This is a genomic window from Streptomyces sp. NBC_01232, assembly GCF_035989885.1.
Lineage (GTDB): Bacteria > Actinomycetota > Actinomycetes > Streptomycetales > Streptomycetaceae > Streptomyces.
The window spans coordinates 2,636,699-2,655,251 of the sequence record NZ_CP108518.1 but is presented as its reverse complement, the minus strand read 5'-3'; the positions used below and the strand labels follow the sequence as shown (position 1 = coordinate 2,655,251).

The window sequence follows — 18,553 nt, the reverse complement described above, 5'->3', positions numbered from 1 at the left end:
CTCCGTTCCTTCAGGAGTACCCAGCCATGTCGTCCATCCGACGCCCGATCTCCCTCGCGGCCGCAGTCCTGACCGCCGCCGCGCTCGGCGCCACCGCCTTCGTCCTGCCCGCCACCGCCGCGGGCGGCGCCCCCACCGAACCGATGAAGATCACCGGTGGCACCCTCGACTGGGGCGTGCTCGCGAGCTACCGCGCCTACGTGACCGGCATGGCCAAGGGCACCATCACGGTGGCGGACGGGGCCAAGCAGAACGAGGACGGCACCCTGCGCTTCGTCGAGCCGACCGGCGCGTACGAGCCGGCCAACGGGCACGTGGTGAAGGCGGCCTTCAAGGGCAGCGTGACCTTCTCGTCGCCCGCCCCGCCGACCGGCCACGGCTTCGAGGTCAAGCTCTCGGACATCCGTATCGACACCGGCACCAAGAAGCTCACCGCGGACGTCACCAAGGGCGGCACGACCACCCAGGACGTGCCCATGGCCACCGTGGCCTTCGCCGGCCAGTCGATGACCGGCCTGGCTACCACCCTCACCCAGGAGGCCGCGGACGCGCTCGGGTCGCCGGGCTACAAGGACAAGCCCGGCGACCCGCTCACGGCGAAGCTGGAGTTCGAGAAGCCCGCCCCCGAGCCCACCCCGGAGAACACCACCAAGAACCCGACGCCTCCGGCCGACGACACGCAGAAGGTGCTCAGCGGCAAGCTGACGTGGGGCGTGAAGGAGTCCTTCCGCAAGTACGTCCTGAGCGCGGGCTCGATCACCCCGGCCGGCGGCGCCGCCAAGAACGGCGACACCTTCGACTTCGCCTTCGGCAAGGGTGACCTGGACGTCAAGAAGCAGAAGCTGAACGCCTCCTTCGCGGGCAACCTCCGCTTCCAGTACGCGGCCCACGGCATAGACATGACCTTCGGCAACCCCCGCGTGGAGGCCACCGGCAAGACCGGCACGCTCTACGTGGACGTGAAGAACGGCTCCGGCACCAAGACGGGCCTGCGCTTCGCCACGCTCGACCTGTCGAAGACCGACTACAAGACCACGAAGGGCGTCCTGGCGCTGAACGCGGTCCCGGCGGCCTTCACCGCCGAGGGTGCGGCGGCCTTCGCCAACGACACCACCGGCTCCCTGTACAAGGCCGGCGACCCGATCGACCCGCTCACCTTCGCCGTGGCGGTCGACAAGGACGCCCAGCTGCCCTCGACGGGCGGCACGACCGGCGGCTCCACGGGCGGCTCGAACGGCGGCACCACCGGCGGAACGACGGGCGGCACCACCGGCGGTACGGGCGGCACGGTGGGCGGTGGCTCCTCCACCGTCGGCGGCAATCTCGCGAACACCGGCGCCGAGATCCCGGCCGCGGCCCTGCTCACCACCTCCGGCGTGGTGATCGCGGCCGGCGCGGGCGCGGTGTACTTCGCGCGCAGGCGCCGTACGTCGCACGTCTGAGCCGTGCTTCAATTTCCCGCGTGAATGATCTGGACGTGCTGAGGGTCTTCTGCGCGGGTGACGGCCGGTTCGGCAACCTGCTCGGTGTCGTACGCGACGGCCGGACCTGCCCCGACGACGCGTCGCGGCAAGCCCTGGCCGCCGAACTCGGCTACAGCGAGACGGTGTTCGTCGACGACCCCGAACGCGGGGTCGTCGACATCCGCACCCCCGGCACGCGCATGTCCTTCGCGGGACATCCGTTGGTCGGGGTCGCGTGGTTGCTGGACGTGGAGGAGCTCCAGCCGCCCGCCGGATCCGTATGGGCCCGCGACGACGGGGAGTTCACCTGGATCACGGCCCGCCCCGAGTGGGTCGAGGGCAAGCGCACCGAGCAGTTCGGGTCCGTCGCCGAGGTCGAGGCGCTGCCCGCGCCGCCGCCCGGCGAGGGCTGGCTGTACGCCTGGGCCTGGGAGGACGAGGCCGCGGGCCGCGTGCGCGCCCGGGGCTTTCCGCGCCGCCCCGACGGGGTCATCACCGAGGACGAGGCCACCGGTTCGGCCGCGATCCTGCTGACGGCCCAGCTGAACCGCGCCCTGAACATCACCCAGGGCGCCGGCTCCCAGATCCTCACCGCCCCCGGCCCGGACGGCACGGTCGAGATCGGCGGCCGCGTCCGCTTCGCCCCGCACGCTTGAAACGGCAGTGGGACCGGTCCGGGTGCACATGTGCACCCGGACCGGTCCCACGCTCGCTTCCGTTTCCGTTCCCGTTCCGCGGACCTCCCCGGAGGGGCTACGCGCTCAGCGGGAACTGCTCGCCCAGCTCGCGGAAGACCGCGCCGTTGAAGTCGAAGGCGCGCTTGCACTCGTCGATGATGCGCTGCTTCTCCAGGTCGTCCGCGGCGATCGCGTCCAGCAGCTCGCGGTAGGTCCGCTTGAAGGCCGCCGGGTTGGAGATGTCCGCGAAGACGTAGAACCGGACGCCGTCGCCCTTGCGCTCGAAGCCCCAGGTGCGCTCGGCCTTGTCGCGGATGATCTGTCCGCCGGAGAGGTCGCCCAGGTAGCGGGTGTAGTGGTGGGCGACGTACCCGCCCGGCCATTCGGCGGCGCACTGGGCGACCCGGTCGGCGTACGCACGCGTCGCGGGCAGGGCCACCACGCGCTCGCGCCAGTCGGGGCCCACCAGGTGTGCCAGGTCGCGCTCGATCTCGGCGACGCGCATGAGCTCGGGCCGGATGAAGGGTCCTGCCACCGCGTCGTCCTTGAGGGACTCGGCCGCGTCCTCCAGGGCCCGGTACACGAACCACAGCTGCTCGGTGTAGCGCGTGTATGCGTCCACGCCGAGCCGTCCACCCAGCAGATCGCTCATGAAGGTCGACGTCTCGGCCTCGGTGTGCTGCTCGTGCGAGGCGACGCGGATGACCGTAGAGAAGGCGTCCAAGGCGGACCTCCAGGAAGAGGAAACAGGCGTGACGGCAATGCCGCCACGCCTGATCCTCCTACTTAGGCTTGCCTAAGTCAATGTGTTCCCGACGTCCTGTCGGTAAAAAATCCCGGGCCGCGGAGCCGGCCGGACCGGCTACGGCAGGGTCAGGATCTCCGCGCCGGAGTCCGTCACCACCAGCGTGTGCTCGAACTGTGCGGTGCGCTTGCGGTCCTTCGTGACGACCGTCCAGCCGTCCTCCCACATGTCGTACTCGTGGGTGCCCAGCGTGAGCATCGGCTCGATGGTGAAGGTCATGCCGGGTTCGATGACGGTGGTGGCGTGCGGGCTGTCGTAGTGCGGGACGATCAGGCCGGAGTGGAAGGACGAGTTGATGCCGTGGCCGGTGAAGTCCCGGACCACGCCGTAGCCGAAGCGCTTCGCGTACGACTCGATGACGCGGCCGATGATGTTGATCTGGCGGCCCGGCTTGACGGCCTTGATGGCCCGGTTCAGGGCTTCCCGGGTGCGCTCCACCAGCAGCCGCGACTCCTCGTCCACCTCTCCGCACAGGTAGGTCGCGTTGTTGTCGCCGTGCACGCCGCCGATGTACGCGGTCACGTCGAGGTTCACGATGTCGCCGTCGCGCAGGACGGTGGAATCGGGGATGCCGTGGCAGATGACCTCGTTCACGGAGGAGCACAGCGACTTGGGGAAGCCCCGGTAGCCGAGCGTCGAGGGGTAGGCCCCGTGGTCGCACATGTACGCGTGGGCGACCTTGTCGAGCTCGTCGGTGGTCACCCCCGGCGCGATCAGCTTGGCGGCCTCCTCCATCGCCTGGGCGGCGATCCGGCCGGCGATGCGCATGGCCTCGATGGTCTCGGCCGACTGCACCTCCGGTCCGGTGTACGGAGTGGGCGCGGGCTTGCCCACGTACTCGGGCCGGCGGATGTTTCCGGGAACGGAACGGACGGGAGAGAGCTCGCCTGGTACGAGCAGCGACTGGCCAGACATGCGAGCGAGTGTATCCAGCGGGGATGGGGCAGCATGGCGGCATAGAGAGGTACGAGAGGAGCCCGACGACGATGGCCCTGTTCAAGAAGCGTCAGGTGGGCAAACCCGGCGAGTGGTACTACTGCCTGGTCCACAAGAAGGTCGAGGAAGGCCCCGAGTGCCCGGCCAAGGACCGGTTCGGGCCGTACGAAACCCCGGAGGAGGCGAACCACGCCATGGAGACGGCGCAGGAACGCAACCTCGAATGGCAGAACGACCCCAAGTGGAACGACAGGACCCGCGAGGACGAAGAGGGCACCACCGGCACCACCGGCACGGGTACGGCGTAGGCCCTACCAGCGGCTGGGCGGCGGCGAGGTCAGCTGGTCGGCCAGCCGCGCCAGCCGGTCCCGGAACCGGCGGGCTCCGCGCTGCACCGGCAGACCGTTCTCCCCGGCCGCCGCGCTGACCAGGTGCTGCACGGTGTCCAGATCCATCCCACCGTCCTGCGCGCCGGTGTCCCCGCCCGGCACGGACAGGACATCGTGCGCGAGCGTGCCCAGACCCGGGTCCCCGCCGTCCAGGGACAGTACGGTCGCCCCTGCGCGCCGCGCGTCGTGGACGCGCTCCAGCAGCCCTTCGCCCGGCGCCCCGGGCGCCACCACCAGCAGGGTGTGCCCGCGGCGGGCCGCCTCCAGCCGGCCCAGCCCCACCGACAGGTGCGGCGGCTCCCCGGGCCGCACGTGGTGGCGTACGAGCGTGGGCGCCAGCTCCGGCCGGCCCGACCAGGCGGCCTCGTCCACCAGGTGCGCCGCCATGTGCCAGGGCTCGTAGCCCTCGGTCCCCACGAGCAGCAGGTGCCCGCCGGCCGGTACGACGGACCGGCGCAGCGATGCGGCGAAGCGGCGTGCGGCGCCCGGCCATTGCGTACCGGCGAGCACCTCGCGCAGCAGCGCGACCCTCACGGCGTCCATATCGGCATCCTGCACCATGCAGGGGACACGGGGAGGGATTCCTTCCTCTTCGACACCCTTCGACTGTGGGCTACCCGGCAGTACCCTCGCCCCCATGACTTCCTCAGACAACACGCAGAAGCCGCCGGTCAAGGACCCGTGGGAGCTGCCGGACGTGTCCGGCCTCGTCGTCGGCGTCCTCGGCGGCACCGGCGACCAGGGCCGGGGCCTGGCCTACCGGCTCGCCAGGGCCGGCCAGAAGGTGATCATCGGCTCCCGCGCCGCCGACCGCGCGCGGACCGTGGCCGAGGAACTGGGCCTCGGCGTGGAGGGCGCGGACAACGCCGAGTGCGCGCGCCGCAGCGACATCGTCATCATCGCGGTGCCGTGGGAGGGCCACGCCAAGACCCTCGAAGCGCTGCGCGAGGACCTCGCGGGCAAGCTCGTGGTGGACTGCGTCAACCCGCTCGGCTTCGACAAGCAGGGCGCCTACGCCCTCCAGGTCGAAGAGGGCAGCGCCGCCCAGCAGGCCGCCGCCCTGCTCCCGGACTCCCGCGTCACGGCGGCCTTCCACCACCTGTCGGCCGTCCTGCTCCAGGACGAGTCGATCGACGAGATCGACACCGACGTGATGGTCCTCGGCGAGGTCCGCGCCGACACGGACATCGTCCAGGCCCTGGCCGCCCGCATCCCGGGCATGCGCGGAGTCTTCGCGGGCCGCCTGCGCAACGCCCACCAGGTCGAGTCCCTGGTGGCCAACCTGATCTCCACGAACCGCCGCTACAAGGCCCACGCGGGCCTGCGCATCACGGACGTCTGACCCGGTCCGCCCGGTCCCGCCCCTACCGGGCCGGGACCGGGCCGCCGGGCCCGACGGCGCCCCGGATCAGCCGCGGCGGCCGCCGCGCGCCTCGACTGCGCCCAGGTGTGCCACCACCCCTTGGTAGAAACGGTCGACGGCGTCGTCGACGCCGCGGATGAAGCCCGACTCCGTGTTGCCGCGGGTGTTGCCCATCCCCTTGATCAGCGACAGCCGGAACCCGGTCGGCGCCGCGCCGTCCTTGGGCAGCAGGTCGCCAGGCTCGGGCCGCAGCCGCTCCAGCGTGCCGCGCGGCCCGTTCTCGCCCTCCACCAGAGTCTGGACGTGCAGGTCCGCCGGTGCCTCGGCCAGGACCCGCAGCAGCCGCTTCGCCGTCGCCAGCGGGTACGAGCCCTCCGGGGCGGGGATGTCCACCGACGTGCGGACCTTGCCGGTCCGCAGATCGGCGGTGACGGCGATCACAGAACTCGTACCGTCGATCCGCAGTTCGGCCGACAGCCTCCCGTCGGCGCACAGCGCCTCGGCCGCCGCGACCCGGCGCGCCCCGGGGTCGCTGTCGCGCCGGGTGCGCTGCACCGGCAGGGCCTTCTGCCCCAACTCGCCGCCGAGGCGCAGGCAGACCTGGCGGATCAGCCGCTCCCAGCTCTCGACGACGCCGACGGCACGCACGTCGTCCGGGCTGATGGTCTCGTCCTCGATGCCCTTGCGGACAGGCACCCAGGCGGGGCCCATGTTCTGGAACCCGTGGCAGCCCGAGTTCTCGTGCTGGAGGTAGTCCAGCAACTCCTGGAGCAGCCAGGCGTGGGCGGCGTTGCCGACCCCCTCGTGGCGGATCAGCATCTGGGCCTGGTGGGCCACCTCCGCCCACGACAGGTGCCAGAGGCTGACCTTGTGCTTGCGCCGCCGGTCGATCTTGACATCGACTACAGGCGAGCCGTCCAGGGCCACATCGTTGGAGAGCGTGATCACCGCCTCGTAGCCGCGCCGGGCCGCGATGTCCATGTACTGCTGGACCTGCTCGTCCTTGAGCGGGTTGCCGTGCGTCTTCGTCTCGACGAGGGCGGTCCACAGCTTGCCCGCCCGCTCCACCCGGATCACCCCGTCCGGCCGCTTCGGGGTGTCGCCGTGGGGGAGGGGCACCTCGGTGAAGGTCTGCATCCGACCGGCGGGCGCCCCGAACCCGGCGGTGAGGCGGCGGCCGAGCTCGGGAACCTGCGCCATGACGGAGAGCAGGACGGAGGTCGCCCGGACCTCGCGCTCCTTGTCGCTCTTGAGGGACGGCACGGGGAAGAGCCGCGCGGTCCGCCAGGTGTCATTCTCGGCGAGCGACTTCTTGGCCACCTTGGGCAGCGTGACCTTCTTCTTCGTCGTGCGCGGCGTGCGTCCGCGGGTCTGGGCGGGCACGATGGCGCCCGCCTGCTCCGCCGCCGCCACGGCCACCACCGCCGACGGTGCGCCCTCCTGCGGAGCCACGGCCACGGCCACGGCGGCCACGGCGGCCACGGCGGCGGCGTCGGCGACGGGGGCGACGTCGGCCGTCTCCGGCCCGGTGTCCTCGGCCGGGGCCGCGGCGCCAGTGGGGGACTCCTCGGCGCCCTCGTCCACATCGATGCCGAAGTCCGTGGCCAGCCCGGCGAGCCCGGTCTCGTACCCCTGTCCCACGGCGCGGAACTTCCAGTCCTCGCCGCGCCTGTACAGCTCGCCGAAGATGAAGGCCGTCTCCACGCCCGCGTCCTCGATGGAGTACCCGACGAGCGGCTCCCCCGACCGGTCGGCGACGGTCATCCGCAGGTCGTCCAGATCGCCGAAGCGCGCGCCGCCGTACTGGCTGGCCGCCACCACGATCCGCGCCACGTCCTCGGGGACTGCGGTGAGGTCCACGCTGATGCGGTCCTCGTCGCCGTTGGCGGTGGGCGTCTTGCCGAGGAGCTGCACGCTGCCGTCCGCAGCAGCGGGGTTGTTGTAGAAGTAGAAGTCGTTCTCGCTGCGGATCTTGCCGTTCTCGTCCAGGAGCAGCACGGAGACGTCGGCATCGCCGGCTCCGGTGGCGCTGGTCCAGCCCAGGCTCACGACGACCGCTCCGGCGTCCTCACTGAGGGCGGTCAGGCTGACGTTCGCGCCCTTGGAGATCTCCTGCATGCGTGTTCCCCCCACTCACCCGGTGTCGTCCGTCGCGGGCCGAGCAGGCCGGGCTGTTCGTTCTGTCACGCGCGCAGACACGGCGCGTGTCCGCCGACCGTAGTGCCCTGGGGTACCGAAGGTCACGTGAAGCCGGAAACGCGCTCCCGGTGCGGTCACCGGCGGTCCTTACGGCAGCACTGCGCGGCATGGGGGACACTGGACGGGTTCGACCCCGTTCAGTGTTTCCGAGGAGCCCCACCCATGCCCCGCCTTGCCGTCTTCGCCGTTGTCGTCTGCGTCTGTGCGGTGGCCGCGGCCGTCGTCGCCTTCGTGGAGGGCAGCTTCCTCGGGATCGTGTGGGTGCTGCTGGCCGGCCTCACGTCCAACATGGCCTGGTACTACCTGCGCAAGGCGAAGGCCGAGAAGGCCGCCGCCGCCCGCAACGCCTAGTCCTGCGGCATCGCGCAGAAGCCGTCGGTGTCCCGCCAGAAGTTGTAGAGGTCGCGGCCGCAGTACGTCTCCAGGTCCGACACTCCGAGCGCGGACATCAGGCCGTCCACCGCGTCGAAGAAGAACGCGTTGACGCCAGGGATCCACAGCAGCGCGAACACGGCCAGCAGGCCGAACGGCGCCAGCGGCTCCACCTCCCGGCGCACCCGGTACGACAGCCAGGGCTCGATGACCCCGTAGCCGTCGAGGCCCGGTACCGGAAGGAAGTTCAGGATCGCCGCCGTGACCTGGAGCATGGCGAGGAAGGCGAGCGCGTAGCGGAAGCCCAGCGGCACCCCTTCGAGGGCGTCCAGCCAGAACGGGGCCGTGCACACGAGGGCGAAGGCCACGTTGGTCAGGGGGCCCGCCGCCGAGATGAGGCTGTGCTTCCAGCGACCCTGGATGCGGCTGCGCTCGATGAAGACCGCGCCGCCGGGCAGGCCGATGCCGCCCAGGATCACGAAGATCACCGGTAGCACGATGCTGAGCAGCGCGTGCGTGTACTTGAGCGGGTTCAGCGTCAGGTAGCCCTTTGCGCCCACCGTGAGGTCGCCGCCGTGCAGGGCGGTCCGGGCGTGCGCGTACTCGTGCAGGCACAGGGAGACGATCCACGCCGACGTCACGAAGAGGAACACGGCGAGACCGGCGCTCGTCGAGTAGCCCGTCCACACCGCCCAGCCCGTGACGGCCATGATCGCGACGATGCCGAGGAATACCGAACTGATCTGCCGCTCACCGCGGCCGCCCTGATGACCCATGCGGGCAACCTATCCCGCGGGCTCGACGGAAAACGGTGCGGGTCCCGGGCCGGGTGCGGGGACAATGGGCCGGTGCGTTACGCAATCCTCGGAACCGCCCAGGCCATCCACGACGACGGGACCCCCGTGGCCGTCGGCGGAGCACGCCTCAGGGCGCTCCTGACCGCGCTCGCGCTGCGGCCGGGGCGGGTGGTGACGGCCCGGCTGCTCGTCGCCGAGGTGTGGGACGCGGACCCGCCGGCCGACGCGCCCGCGGCCCTGCAGGCGCTGGTGGCCCGGCTGCGGCGGGCGCTCGGGCACGCGGCCGTGCGTTCCGCGGAGGGCGGCTACGAGCTGGTCGCCGGGCGGGAGGACATCGACCTGTACCGCTTCGAGCGGCTGGTCCGGGCCGCGGGCGAGGCCGCTGATCCGGCCGGCGCGGCGGCCCTGTACGAGGAGGCCCTCACCCTGTGGCGCGGACCGGCCCTCGCCGACTTGCCGGACCCGGGCGCGGAGGCCGCGCGCTGGGAGGCCGTACGGACGGACGCGCGCCGGGGACGCCTCGCCGCGGCCCTGGCGCTGGGCGAGGCGGAGCGGTTCCTGCCGGAGCTGACCGCGCTGTGCGCGCGGCAGCCGCTGGACGAGCCGCTGCACACCCTGCGCATCAAGGCCCTGCGGGACGCGGGCCGCCCGGCGGAGGCACTGGCCGCGTACGACAGCGTCCGCCGGGAGCTCTCCGACCGGCTGGGCACCGACCCGGGCCCGGAACTGCGCGCCCTGCACGCCGAACTGCTGGCCTCGGATCCCGCCCCGCGCCCCACGGCCAACGCCACGGCCAACGCCACGACCGCCAACGCCATGACCGCCACCGCCACGACGGCCGCCCCGTCCGCGGCCGCCCCCGAACCCGCCCCCGTGTCCGCGGGCAACCTGCGCGCCCGCCTGACCACCTTCGTCGGGCGCGAGGACGACATCCGCACCATCGGCGAGGACCTGGCGCGGTCCCGCCTCGTCACGCTCCTGGGACCCGGCGGCGCGGGCAAGACGCGGCTGTCCCAGGAGGCCGCCGAGGCCCAGGACGAGAGTGCCTGGCCCGACGGCGTGTGGCTGGTCGAACTGGCCCCCATCGACGGGCCCGGCGACCCCGAGGACGTCGCCGAAGCCACCCTCGCCGCGCTCGGCGCCCGCGAGACCAAGCTGCGCGCCGCCGCCGCCGAGGAACTGCGGGCCCTGACCGAACGCGCCGGGGACGACCCCCTCGACCGGCTCGCCGAGCACTGCGCACGGCGCCGGCTCCTGCTGCTCCTCGACAACTGCGAGCACGTCATCGGCGCGGCCGCCGCCCTCGCCGAACGGCTCCTCACGCACTGCCCCGGCGTCCGGATCCTGGCCACCAGCCGCGAACCCCTCGGCGTCCCGGGGGAGTCCCTGCGCCCGGTGGAACCGCTGCCCGACCCGATCGCGCTGCGGCTGCTCGGCGACCGCGGGGCCGCCGCCCGCGCCGGCTTCACGGTCGACGAGGACCCCGCCGCGGCCGCCGAGATCTGCCGCCGCCTCGACGGTCTGCCGCTCGCCATCGAGCTGGCGGCCGCCCGGCTGCGGCTGCTCACCCCGCGCCAGATCGCCGACCGCCTCGACGACCGCTTCCGGCTCCTGACCAGCGGCGCCCGTACGGTCCTGCCCCGCCAGCAGACCCTGCGCGCGGTCGTCGACTGGTCCTGGGACCTCCTCGACGAGCCCGAGCGCACGGCCCTGCGCCGGATGTCCGTCTTCGCCGGCGGCTGCGACCTGGACGCCGCCGAGGCCGTCTGCGCCGACCCCTCCGATCCCGCCTCCTACGACGCCGCCGAGGTCATCGGCTCCCTCGTCGACAAGTCCCTGGTCGTCGCCGCCCCCGGATCCGACGGCTCCGCCATGCGCTACCGCCTGCTGGAGACGGTCGGCGAGTACGCCGCCGAGCGCCTCGCCGAGACCCACGGCGACCGCGAGGCCACCGAGCACCGCCACCTCGTCCACTACCGCGAACTCGCCCGGACCACCGAACCGGTGCTGCGCGGCCACGGCCAGCGCGCCGCCGCCGACCGGCTCGCCACCGAGTACGAGAACCTGCGTACCGCCCTGCGCCGGGCCATCGCCGTCCGCGACGCAGACGAAGCCCTCTGCCTGGTCCACTCCCTGGGCTGGTACTGGCACATGCACGACCTGCGCTCCGAGTCCCGGCACTGGGCCGAGGCCGCCGCCGCGCTCGGCCCCAACCCGTTCGAGGCGCCCGTCACCCCCGCCGAGCCCATCTACGAACGGCTCGTCGACACGCCCCCGCCCTACTCCGGCGAAACGCGCACCGAGGGCTGGCGCGCCCTCAACCTGGTCCTGCTGGCCTCGCGCGACCAGACCAACGAGAACTGGAACACCCCCGCGGTCCGTGCCCTGATCGACGGGGTCCTCGCCACCTACCGGCCCGGACTCCCGCAGACCTGCCGGACCCCCGCCTCCCTGTGGATCTACGCGGTCATGATCGCCGGCGACCCGGGGCTGCTCCGGAAGGTCGTCGAGGCGACCGTCGCCACCGCCCGTGAGCTCGGCTACCGCTGGGAGCTCGCCTCCGCGCTCCAGCTGCGCGCCAATATCCTCGCCAACCGGGCCGACTGGGCCGGGGACGCCTCGCGCGACGCCGACGAGAGCCTGGCCCTGTTCCGCGAACTCGGCGACGCCTGGGGCTGCGCCGAGGCCCTGTCCGCCCGCGCCGAGGCCCGGGAGAAGCGCGGGGAGTACGCGCTGTCCGCCCGCGACTACCGCGAGGCGATCGCGTACGCCGAACGCCTCGGCGCCATGGCCCAGGTGACGGTGCTGCGCGTACGCATGGCCGGAACGCTGACCGAGGACGGCCGGATCGAGGAGGCCGAGGAGATCCTCACCGAGATCACCGCCACGGTCCAGCGGTACGGCAACGAGGCCATGCCCGCCGCCCGGATGTTCCTCGCGGGCATCCTCGGACGCACGGGTCGGCTCGCCGAGGCACGCCGCCAGCTGCAGCTCCTGCGCGACGAGTTCGCCTTCGGCGCGTTCGCCATCTTCGACGGCTTCCTGCTCGGCACGATGGGCTGGCTGGACAACCAGGAGGGGCTGTACGAGGAGGCCCTCGGCCGGCTGCGCCAGGCTCTGGGGACCGCCTCGGACCCGATGGCGCGGATGGTGGCCCCGCAGATGCCGGCGGTCTACCTGATGACCGCGGCCGTCTCCCTGGCCTCGCTCGGGGGCCCGCGCCGCGAGTACGACGCGGCCCGGCTGCTGGGCGCCTACCGGGCGCTGCTGCCGCCCGGGCACTTCCCCGTCACCACGGAGCGCGATGACTTCGCCCGAGCGCAGGATCTGGCACGGGCGGCGCTGGGGGACGCCGCCTACGAGAAGGCGTACGCCGAAGGCGGTGGCCTCTCCCTGGAGGAGGCCACCGCCCTCATCTGACCCGGCCCCCGGCCGGTGTCCGTCCGGGACGCGATCCGGAACGGATCGGTCCGCGGGTCAGGTCTTCTGGCGGAACTTCCGCACCGCGAGCGGCATGGTGACCGCGGTGATGGCGAGCGACCAGACCAGGGTCATCCACACCGAGTCGCCGACCGGAGTGCCGTTGATCAGCGCACGGGCGGCGTCCGCCAGGTTCGACAGCGGGTTGTAGTCCGTGAAGGACTGCAGCCAGCCCGGCATCGTGGTCGGCGGGGCGAAGATCGAGCTGCCGAACTGCAGCGGCATCAGGACCATCATCGCCATGCCCTGGACGGCCTGCGGGGTCTTCAGGGTGAGACCGAGCAGAACGAAGATCCACATCAGCGAGGCGCCGAAGACGGCCGACAGAGCGATGGCGAGGAACAGGCCCACCACCGGACCCTTGATCGACAGACCGAGCAGGAAGCCCACCGCGAGCAGGATCGCGATGGCGACCATCATCCGGCCCAGTTCGACGAGGATCTTGGCGATGAGCACCGACGACCGGGCGATGGGCATCGACCGGAACCGGTCCATGACGCCCTTCTTGAAGTCGTCGTTGACCCCGGTGCCGACGCCCATGGCGATGTTCATGCCCATCATGGCCATCAGGCCCGGGACCACGTAGTTGACGTAGTCCGCCTGGTTCCCCTTGCCGGAGATCGCACCGCCGAAGACGAACACGAACAGCAGCGTGAAGATGATCGGCATGAACACGACGTCGAACATCGACTCGGGATCCTGCTTGATCTGCAGGGCGTTGCGGCGCACCAGGGCGCCGATGTGCCGCAGGTTGGCCCGCAGGCCGATCCGGCCCTCGCCGGGGTACGCGGCCACCGAGGCCGGACCGGGCGCGGTGGGCGCGGGCTTCGTCGTGGTTACGGTGCTCATGCCGCGACCTCCTCGGTCTTCTCGGTGGGAACGGAGTCCTCGACGGCGGCGGGCTTCTGGCCGGTGATGGCCAGGAACACCTCGTCGAGGCTGGGCAGGTAGGTGCCGAGGTCGGCGATCGCGTACCCGCGGGCGGCCAGCAGGCCGACCACGGCCGTCAGCTGCTCGTCGCTCAGGATCGGGACCAGCAGGACGCCCTCGTCCGGTACGGCCTGGCTGCCGGCCACGCCGTCCAGTCCGGCCTCGGCCAGCGAGCGGGCCATGCCCGGCAGGTCCGAGGCGGCCACGGGGCGGATCTTGAGGGTGCGGCCGCCGACGCGCGCCTTCAGCTCGTCGACCTTGCCGTTGGCGATGACCTTGCCGCGGTCGATGACGGTGAGCTCGCTGGCGAGCTGCTCGGCCTCCTCCATGTACTGGGTGGTGAGCAGCACGGTCGCGCCCTCGGCGACGAGGCGCTGGACCTCGTCCCACACCTCGTTGCGGGTGCGGGGGTCGAGACCGGTGGTCGGCTCGTCCAGGTAGAGCACGGCCGGGTTGCCGATCAGCGAGGCGGCGAGGTCCAGCCGGCGCCGCATGCCGCCGGAGTAGTTCATGGCGGCCTTCTTGGCCGCCTCGGTCAGGGAGAACCGCTCCAGCATCTCGTCCGCGCGGCGGCGGGCGTCCTTGCGGGAGAGGTCGAGCAGCCGCCCGATCATGTAGAGGTTCTCCCAGCCGGAGAGCTTCTCGTCGACCGAGGCGTACTGGCCGGTGAGGCCGATGGTGCGGCGCAGCTGGCGCGGCTGGCGGACCACGTCGTAGCCCGCGACGGTCGCGGTGCCGGCATCCGGGACGATCAGGGTGGAGAGGCAGCGGACCAGCGTGGTCTTGCCTGCGCCGTTGGGGCCGAGGACCCCGAGGACCGTGCCCTCCCGGACATCCAGGTCGACACCGTCGAGGGCCTTGGTCTCGCCGTAGTGCTTGACCAGCCCCCGTACCTCCACGGCGTTGGGCTTGTTGTCGTTTCGCGTCATGCCCCTATGGGAGCAGCCGCCACTGACAAAGCACCGACAGCCGACCGACAGAGGTACGACAAACGTACGGCAGACGTACGACAGCCCGCCGACACGCGGTCGGCGGGCTGTCGGCGGACTGCCGGGGAGCCGGGGGAGCCCGGCCCACCCCGTCAGTGGAAGGCGTGCTCCGCCTGCGGGAACGTTCCGCCGACCACGTCCTCGGCGAAGGCCCTCGCCGCGCCGGTCATGGTCTCGCGGAGCTTCGCGTACTGCTTGACGAACTTCGGCATCTTCCCGCCGGTCAGGCCCATCATGTCGGTCCACACCAGTACCTGCGCGTCGCACTCCGCGCCCGCACCGATGCCGACCGTCGGGATGTGCAGGGACCGGGTGACCTCGGCGGCCAGCTCGGCCGGAACGAGCTCCAGCACCACCGCGAACGCGCCCGCGTCCTGCGCCGCCTTCGCGTCGCGCAGCAGCTGGTGCGCGGCCTCGTCACCGCGCCCCTGCACCCGGTAGCCCATGGCGTTGACCGACTGCGGGGTCAGGCCCAGGTGGGACATGACGGGGATGCCGGACTGCACGATCAGCTCGGTCTGGGCCAGCGAGCGCTCGCCGCCCTCCAGCTTCACCGCTCCGACCCCGGCCTCCTTGACGAGACGGGTGGCGCTGCGCAGGGCCTGCACGGCGCCTTCCTGGTACGAGCCGAACGGCATGTCGCCGATGACCAGCGAGCGGCTCGTGCCGCGTACGACGGCCGCCGAGAGCATGGTCATCTGGTCCATCGTCACCGGGACGGTGGAGTCGTAGCCGAGGTGGCAATTGCCCATGGAGTCGCCGACGAGGATGACCGGGATGCCGGCCTCGTCGAAGACGGACGCGGTCATGGCGTCGTAGGCCGTGAGCATGGGCCACTTCTCGCCGCGTTCCTTGGCGAGGGTGAGGTCGCGGACGGTGATGCGCCGGGTGCCCGTGCCTCCGTACAGGGTGGGTGTGCCCGACGGAGATGCTGCTGCGGGTTCGCGGGCAGGCGAAACGGCATGCGTCATTGCAACTGCTCCTTGTTCATCTCGAGGCGCCCTTACGGCGTCCCCGGACTCACCCCCCATGGTGGCACCCGCGGGGCCGAAGGCGGAAGTGGTCCGCGCTGCGAGCCCCGCCACGGGATCCAATGTGCGCGTTTCGTGACAAGCGGAACCCCCTGCGCACGGCCGTTCGTCCTCCCGGACGTACGACCGTGACCGGCGGTCGTGACGTACGGCACGGAAGGCTCCGGTTCATCGCCTAGGGTCAAGGGGCGGGGACGGAGCGCGAGCGCGGCAGTGAGGGCAGTGGTATGGCACAGGCGTACATGACGGAGTCGGGGAACGGCGGCTCGGACCCCGAGCCCTCCGGAACCCGCCTCCGGCGCCGGCTGACCGCACTGCGCAGGGACCCGGGCATCTGGCGGCGCGGACTGGTGCTCGCCGGGATCGCCGTGTTGATCTCGCTGGTCATGATCTTCCACGCCGATCTGCCCAACGACGTGGGCAACCTCGGCAGCCTCACCGAGACCTTCCTGCCCTGGCTGGGCCTGGCCGTCCCGCTCCTGCTGGCCGGCGCCGTCTACCGCAGGTCCGCCACCGCGCTCATCGCCGTCCTGCTGACGGCCGCGGTCTGGGCGAACCTCTTCGGCGGCCTGGTCAGCGACAAGTCCGGCGCCGGCGGGAACCTGGTGGTGGCCACCCACAACGTGGACGCCGACAACCCCGACCCGCGCGGCACCGCCGAGTCGGTCGCCCGCTCCGGGGCCGACGTCCTGGCCCTGACCGAGCTCAAGGGAAGCGCCGTCCCCGTCTACGAGAAGGCCCTCGCGGCCACGTACAAGTACCACTCGGTCGAGGGCACCGTCGGCCTGTGGAGCAAGTACCCCCTCAGCGGCAGCGCGCCCGTCGACATCCGGATGGGCTGGACCCGGGCCATGCGCGCCACCGTCGCCACCCCCCACGGGCCGGTCGCCGCCTTCGTCGCCCACCTGCCCTCGGTCCGGGTCAAGCTGAACGCAGGCTTCACCGCCAACCAGCGCGACGACAGCGCCGACGCGCTGGGCGCCGCGCTCGCCGCCGAACCGCTGAAGAAGGTCATCCTGCTCGGCGACCTCAACGGCACCATGAACGACCGCGCCCTCTCCGAGGTCACCTCGCAGATGCGCTCCACCCAGGGAGCCGCGGGCGACGGCTTCGGCTTCAGCTGGCCGGCGGAGTTCCCGATGGCCCGGATCGACCAGATCATGGTCCGCGGGATCCGGCCGGAGGCCTCCTGGACCCTGCCCCGTACGGGCAGTGACCACCTTCCCGTCGCGGCCCGGGTCACCGTGAAGCCCTGACGGACGTACCTGCGCGAGGGCCCCGGCCCGCTCTCCCCGGAGAGTGGCCGGGGCCCTCGCGCATCCGCTACGCCCGCTCGCGCCAGCCGTTCGTGATGGGCAGCCGGCGGTCCTTGCCGAAGCCCTTCGCCGAGATCTTCGTGCCCGGCGGGTACTGGCGGCGCTTGTACTCCGCCGTGTCCACCATCCGCAGGGTCCTGGCCACCAGCTCCGCCTCGAAGCCGGCCGCGACGATCGCGTCCATGCCCTGGTCGCGGTCCACGTACATGGCCAGGATCGCGTCGAGCACCGGATAGTCCGGCAGCGAGTCCGTGTCCACCTGGCCCGGGCGCAGCTCGGCGCTCGGCGGCTTCACGATCGAGTTCTCCGGGATCGGCGGGACCTCACCGCGCTCGGCGGCGGCCCGGTTGCGGTATTCCGCGAGCCGGAAGACGTCCGACTTGTAGACGTCCTTGATGGGGCCGTACGCGCCCACGGAGTCGCCGTACAGGGTGGAGTAGCCGACGGCCAGCTCCGACTTGTTGCCCGGCGCCAGCACGATGTGGCCCTCCTGGTTGGAGAGCGCCATCAGCATGGTGCCGCGCAGCCGGGACTGCAGGTTCTCCTCGGCCAGGCCGGTCAGGCCCAGCGAGCCCATGTAGGCGTCGAACATCGGCTCGATGGAGACGGTCCGGAAGTTCAGCCCGGTGCGCTCGGCCAGGTCGGCCGCGTCGCTGCGGGAGTGGTCCGAGGAGTACTTCGAGGGCATCGAGACGCCGTGGACGTTCTGCGCGCCGATCGCGTCGCAGGCGATGGCGGCGACGAGTGCGGAGTCGATGCCGCCGGAGAGCCCGATCAGAACGGAGCGGAATCCGTTCTTCCTGACGTAGGCGCGCAGCCCGACGACCAGCGCGTCGTAGACCTCCTCGTCGTCGTCGAGCCGCTCCGCGTAGCCGCCGGTGACGACCGGCTCGTACGGCTCCACGGGCTCCTCGGAGAGGATCACGCGCTCGATCCGCAGTCCGTCGTCCACCACGCCCTCGGGCGCTTCGGTGCCGGCGGCCGGCAGGTCCAGGTCGACCAGGACGCAGCCCTCGGAGAACTGCGGGGCGCGGGCGATGACCTCCCCGTCGGCGCCGACGACGATCGAGTCGCCGTCGAAGACCAGCTCGTCCTGGCCGCCGATCATCGCCAGGTAGGCGAGGGTGCAGCCGGCCTCCTGGGCCCGCTTCCGGACCAGTTCGAGGCGCTGGTCGTCCTTGTTGCGCTCGTACGGGGAGGCGTTGACGGAGATCAGCAGCCCGGCCCCGGCGGAGCGGGTGGCCGGCACCCGGCCGCCTTCCTGCCAGAGGTCCTCGCAGATGGCCAGGGCCACGTCGACCCCGCCCACCCGGATCACCGGCTGCGTGTCGCCCGGCACGAAGTACCGGAACTCGTCGAACACGCCGTAGTTGGGGAGGTGGTGCTTGGCGAACCGCAGGACGACCTGCCCGCGGTGCAGCACGGCGGCCGCGTTCTCGGGGGAGCCGGCCGGACGGCCCAGCCGGGGCACGGCCCGCTCGGTGCGGTCGAGGTAGCCGACGACGACCGGCAGCTCGCCGAGGCCCTCGGCCGCGAGCCGCGCCGCGAGCTCGCGCAGAGCGGTACGGGAGGCCTCCACGAAGGAGCCGCGCAGGGCGAGGTCCTCGACGGGGTACCCGGTCAGCATCATCTCCGGGAACGCCACCAGGTGGGCGCCCTGCTCGGCGGAGTGCCGGGTCCAGTGGACGACCGAGTCGGCGTTGGCGGCGATGTCGCCGACGTGCGAGTCGATCTGATTCAGAGCGAGTCGAAGTTGAGGCACGGGGCCCAGTGTAATCGTCTTTCTGACGCGATGTCCTGGGCCCC

The 18,553-nt window shown here is 72.0% G+C and carries 16 protein-coding genes; 7 read left to right on the top strand and 9 right to left on the bottom strand.

Translation table 11 applies throughout. The annotated features are described in order from the left end of the window. The first annotated feature begins 26 nt into the window (after nt 1-26). Complete coding sequence (locus OG444_RS12410; protein ID WP_327262226.1) at nt 27-1,442, top strand: HtaA domain-containing protein; 1,416 nt, start codon at nt 27-29, stop codon at nt 1,440-1,442. Between the two features lie 11 nt (nt 1,443-1,453). Further along, nucleotides 1,454-2,119, top strand: a complete 666-nt coding sequence (locus OG444_RS12405) for a PhzF family phenazine biosynthesis protein (protein WP_405792669.1) — start codon at nt 1,454-1,456, stop codon at nt 2,117-2,119. Between the two features lie 97 nt (nt 2,120-2,216). Here OG444_RS12405 and OG444_RS12400 read toward each other — a convergent pair whose 3' ends face one another. Continuing rightward, on the bottom strand, nt 2,217-2,864 hold the full coding sequence (locus OG444_RS12400) for a biliverdin-producing heme oxygenase (RefSeq protein ID WP_327262224.1): 648 nt from the start codon (nt 2,862-2,864) through the stop codon (nt 2,217-2,219). Nucleotides 2,865-3,002: 138 nt separating this feature from the next. Then, complete coding sequence (map, locus tag OG444_RS12395; protein WP_150257214.1) at nt 3,003-3,860, bottom strand: type I methionyl aminopeptidase; 858 nt, start codon at nt 3,858-3,860, stop codon at nt 3,003-3,005. A gap of 71 nt (nt 3,861-3,931) precedes the next feature. Here map and OG444_RS12390 point away from each other — a divergent pair, with 71 nt between their 5' ends. Beyond that, nucleotides 3,932-4,189 carry a hypothetical protein gene (locus OG444_RS12390; protein WP_327262223.1) on the top strand — a complete coding sequence of 86 codons (258 nt, stop codon included), beginning with the start codon at nt 3,932-3,934 and terminating at the stop codon, nt 4,187-4,189. Between the two features lie 3 nt (nt 4,190-4,192). Here the strand turns inward: OG444_RS12390 and OG444_RS12385 are convergent, their stop codons facing one another. Then, complete coding sequence (locus OG444_RS12385) at nt 4,193-4,813, bottom strand: hypothetical protein (RefSeq protein WP_327262222.1); 621 nt, start codon at nt 4,811-4,813, stop codon at nt 4,193-4,195. Between the two features lie 94 nt (nt 4,814-4,907). On the opposite strand from OG444_RS12385, the gene npdG reads away from it, so the two are divergent. Continuing rightward, nucleotides 4,908-5,612: an NADPH-dependent F420 reductase gene (gene npdG / locus OG444_RS12380; RefSeq protein ID WP_327262221.1), complete on the top strand. Its 705-nt coding sequence runs from the start codon at nt 4,908-4,910 to the stop codon at nt 5,610-5,612. Nucleotides 5,613-5,678: 66 nt separating this feature from the next. On the opposite strand, the gene OG444_RS12375 is transcribed toward npdG, so the two are convergent. Next, the gene (locus OG444_RS12375; protein ID WP_327262220.1) at nt 5,679-7,751 is read right to left on the bottom strand and encodes a TerD family protein; all 2,073 of its coding nucleotides are present in this window, start codon (nt 7,749-7,751) and stop codon (nt 5,679-5,681) included. Between the two features lie 243 nt (nt 7,752-7,994). Here OG444_RS12375 and OG444_RS12370 point away from each other — a divergent pair, with 243 nt between their 5' ends. Continuing rightward, nucleotides 7,995-8,183, top strand: a complete 189-nt coding sequence (locus tag OG444_RS12370; RefSeq protein ID WP_327262219.1) for a hypothetical protein — start codon at nt 7,995-7,997, stop codon at nt 8,181-8,183. Here the strand turns inward: OG444_RS12370 and OG444_RS12365 are convergent. Beyond that, nucleotides 8,180-8,980: a site-2 protease family protein gene (locus tag OG444_RS12365; RefSeq protein ID WP_327262218.1), complete on the bottom strand. Its 801-nt coding sequence runs from the start codon at nt 8,978-8,980 to the stop codon at nt 8,180-8,182. The two genes, OG444_RS12370 and OG444_RS12365, sit on opposite strands and share 4 nt — an antisense overlap. 72 nt (nt 8,981-9,052) lie before the next feature. Here OG444_RS12365 and OG444_RS12360 point away from each other — a divergent pair, with 72 nt between their 5' ends. Then, on the top strand, nt 9,053-12,421 hold the full coding sequence (locus OG444_RS12360) for an AfsR/SARP family transcriptional regulator (protein ID WP_327262217.1): 3,369 nt from the start codon (nt 9,053-9,055) through the stop codon (nt 12,419-12,421). A gap of 57 nt (nt 12,422-12,478) precedes the next feature. Here the strand turns inward: OG444_RS12360 and OG444_RS12355 are convergent, their stop codons facing one another. The 3 genes from OG444_RS12355 to panB all read right to left on the bottom strand — a co-directional run bounded on the left by OG444_RS12355 (nt 12,479) and on the right by panB (nt 15,371). Next, nucleotides 12,479-13,330, bottom strand: coding sequence for an ABC transporter permease (locus OG444_RS12355; protein ID WP_327262216.1), 852 nt, complete (start codon nt 13,328-13,330; stop codon nt 12,479-12,481). Then, entirely contained in the window at nt 13,327-14,340 is a 1,014-nt protein-coding gene (locus OG444_RS12350; RefSeq protein WP_327262215.1) for an ATP-binding cassette domain-containing protein, read from the bottom strand. Before OG444_RS12350 ends, OG444_RS12355 begins: the two co-directional genes overlap by 4 nt. 152 nt (nt 14,341-14,492) lie before the next feature. Next, nucleotides 14,493-15,371 carry a 3-methyl-2-oxobutanoate hydroxymethyltransferase gene (gene panB / locus OG444_RS12345; protein WP_327262214.1) on the bottom strand — a complete coding sequence of 293 codons (879 nt, stop codon included), beginning with the start codon at nt 15,369-15,371 and terminating at the stop codon, nt 14,493-14,495. Nucleotides 15,372-15,658: 287 nt separating this feature from the next. Here panB and OG444_RS12340 point away from each other — a divergent pair, with 287 nt between their 5' ends. After that, a complete protein-coding gene (locus OG444_RS12340; RefSeq protein WP_327262213.1) occupies nt 15,659-16,687 on the top strand; it encodes an endonuclease/exonuclease/phosphatase family protein in 1,029 nt (342 codons plus the stop codon). Nucleotides 16,688-16,754: 67 nt separating this feature from the next. Here the strand turns inward: OG444_RS12340 and OG444_RS12335 are convergent, their stop codons facing one another. Further along, on the bottom strand, nt 16,755-18,509 hold the full coding sequence (locus OG444_RS12335) for an NAD+ synthase (RefSeq protein WP_327262212.1): 1,755 nt from the start codon (nt 18,507-18,509) through the stop codon (nt 16,755-16,757). Nucleotides 18,510-18,553 lie beyond the last annotated feature (44 nt).

Coding starts and splice junctions, on each gene's coding strand:
- OG444_RS12410 (WP_327262226.1), top strand. CDS start 27: ATGTCGTCCATCCGACGCCCGATCTCCCTCGCGGCCGCAGTCCTGACC.
- map (WP_150257214.1), bottom strand. CDS start 3,860: ATGTCTGGCCAGTCGCTGCTCGTACCAGGCGAGCTCTCTCCCGTCCGT.
- OG444_RS12390 (WP_327262223.1), top strand. CDS start 3,932: ATGGCCCTGTTCAAGAAGCGTCAGGTGGGCAAACCCGGCGAGTGGTAC.
- OG444_RS12385 (WP_327262222.1), bottom strand. CDS start 4,813: ATGGACGCCGTGAGGGTCGCGCTGCTGCGCGAGGTGCTCGCCGGTACG.
- npdG (WP_327262221.1), top strand. CDS start 4,908: ATGACTTCCTCAGACAACACGCAGAAGCCGCCGGTCAAGGACCCGTGG.
- OG444_RS12375 (WP_327262220.1), bottom strand. CDS start 7,751: ATGCAGGAGATCTCCAAGGGCGCGAACGTCAGCCTGACCGCCCTCAGT.
- OG444_RS12370 (WP_327262219.1), top strand. CDS start 7,995: ATGCCCCGCCTTGCCGTCTTCGCCGTTGTCGTCTGCGTCTGTGCGGTG.
- OG444_RS12365 (WP_327262218.1), bottom strand. CDS start 8,980: ATGGGTCATCAGGGCGGCCGCGGTGAGCGGCAGATCAGTTCGGTATTC.
- OG444_RS12355 (WP_327262216.1), bottom strand. CDS start 13,330: ATGAGCACCGTAACCACGACGAAGCCCGCGCCCACCGCGCCCGGTCCG.
- OG444_RS12350 (WP_327262215.1), bottom strand. CDS start 14,340: ATGACGCGAAACGACAACAAGCCCAACGCCGTGGAGGTACGGGGGCTG.
- panB (WP_327262214.1), bottom strand. CDS start 15,371: ATGACGCATGCCGTTTCGCCTGCCCGCGAACCCGCAGCAGCATCTCCG.
- OG444_RS12340 (WP_327262213.1), top strand. CDS start 15,659: ATGGCACAGGCGTACATGACGGAGTCGGGGAACGGCGGCTCGGACCCC.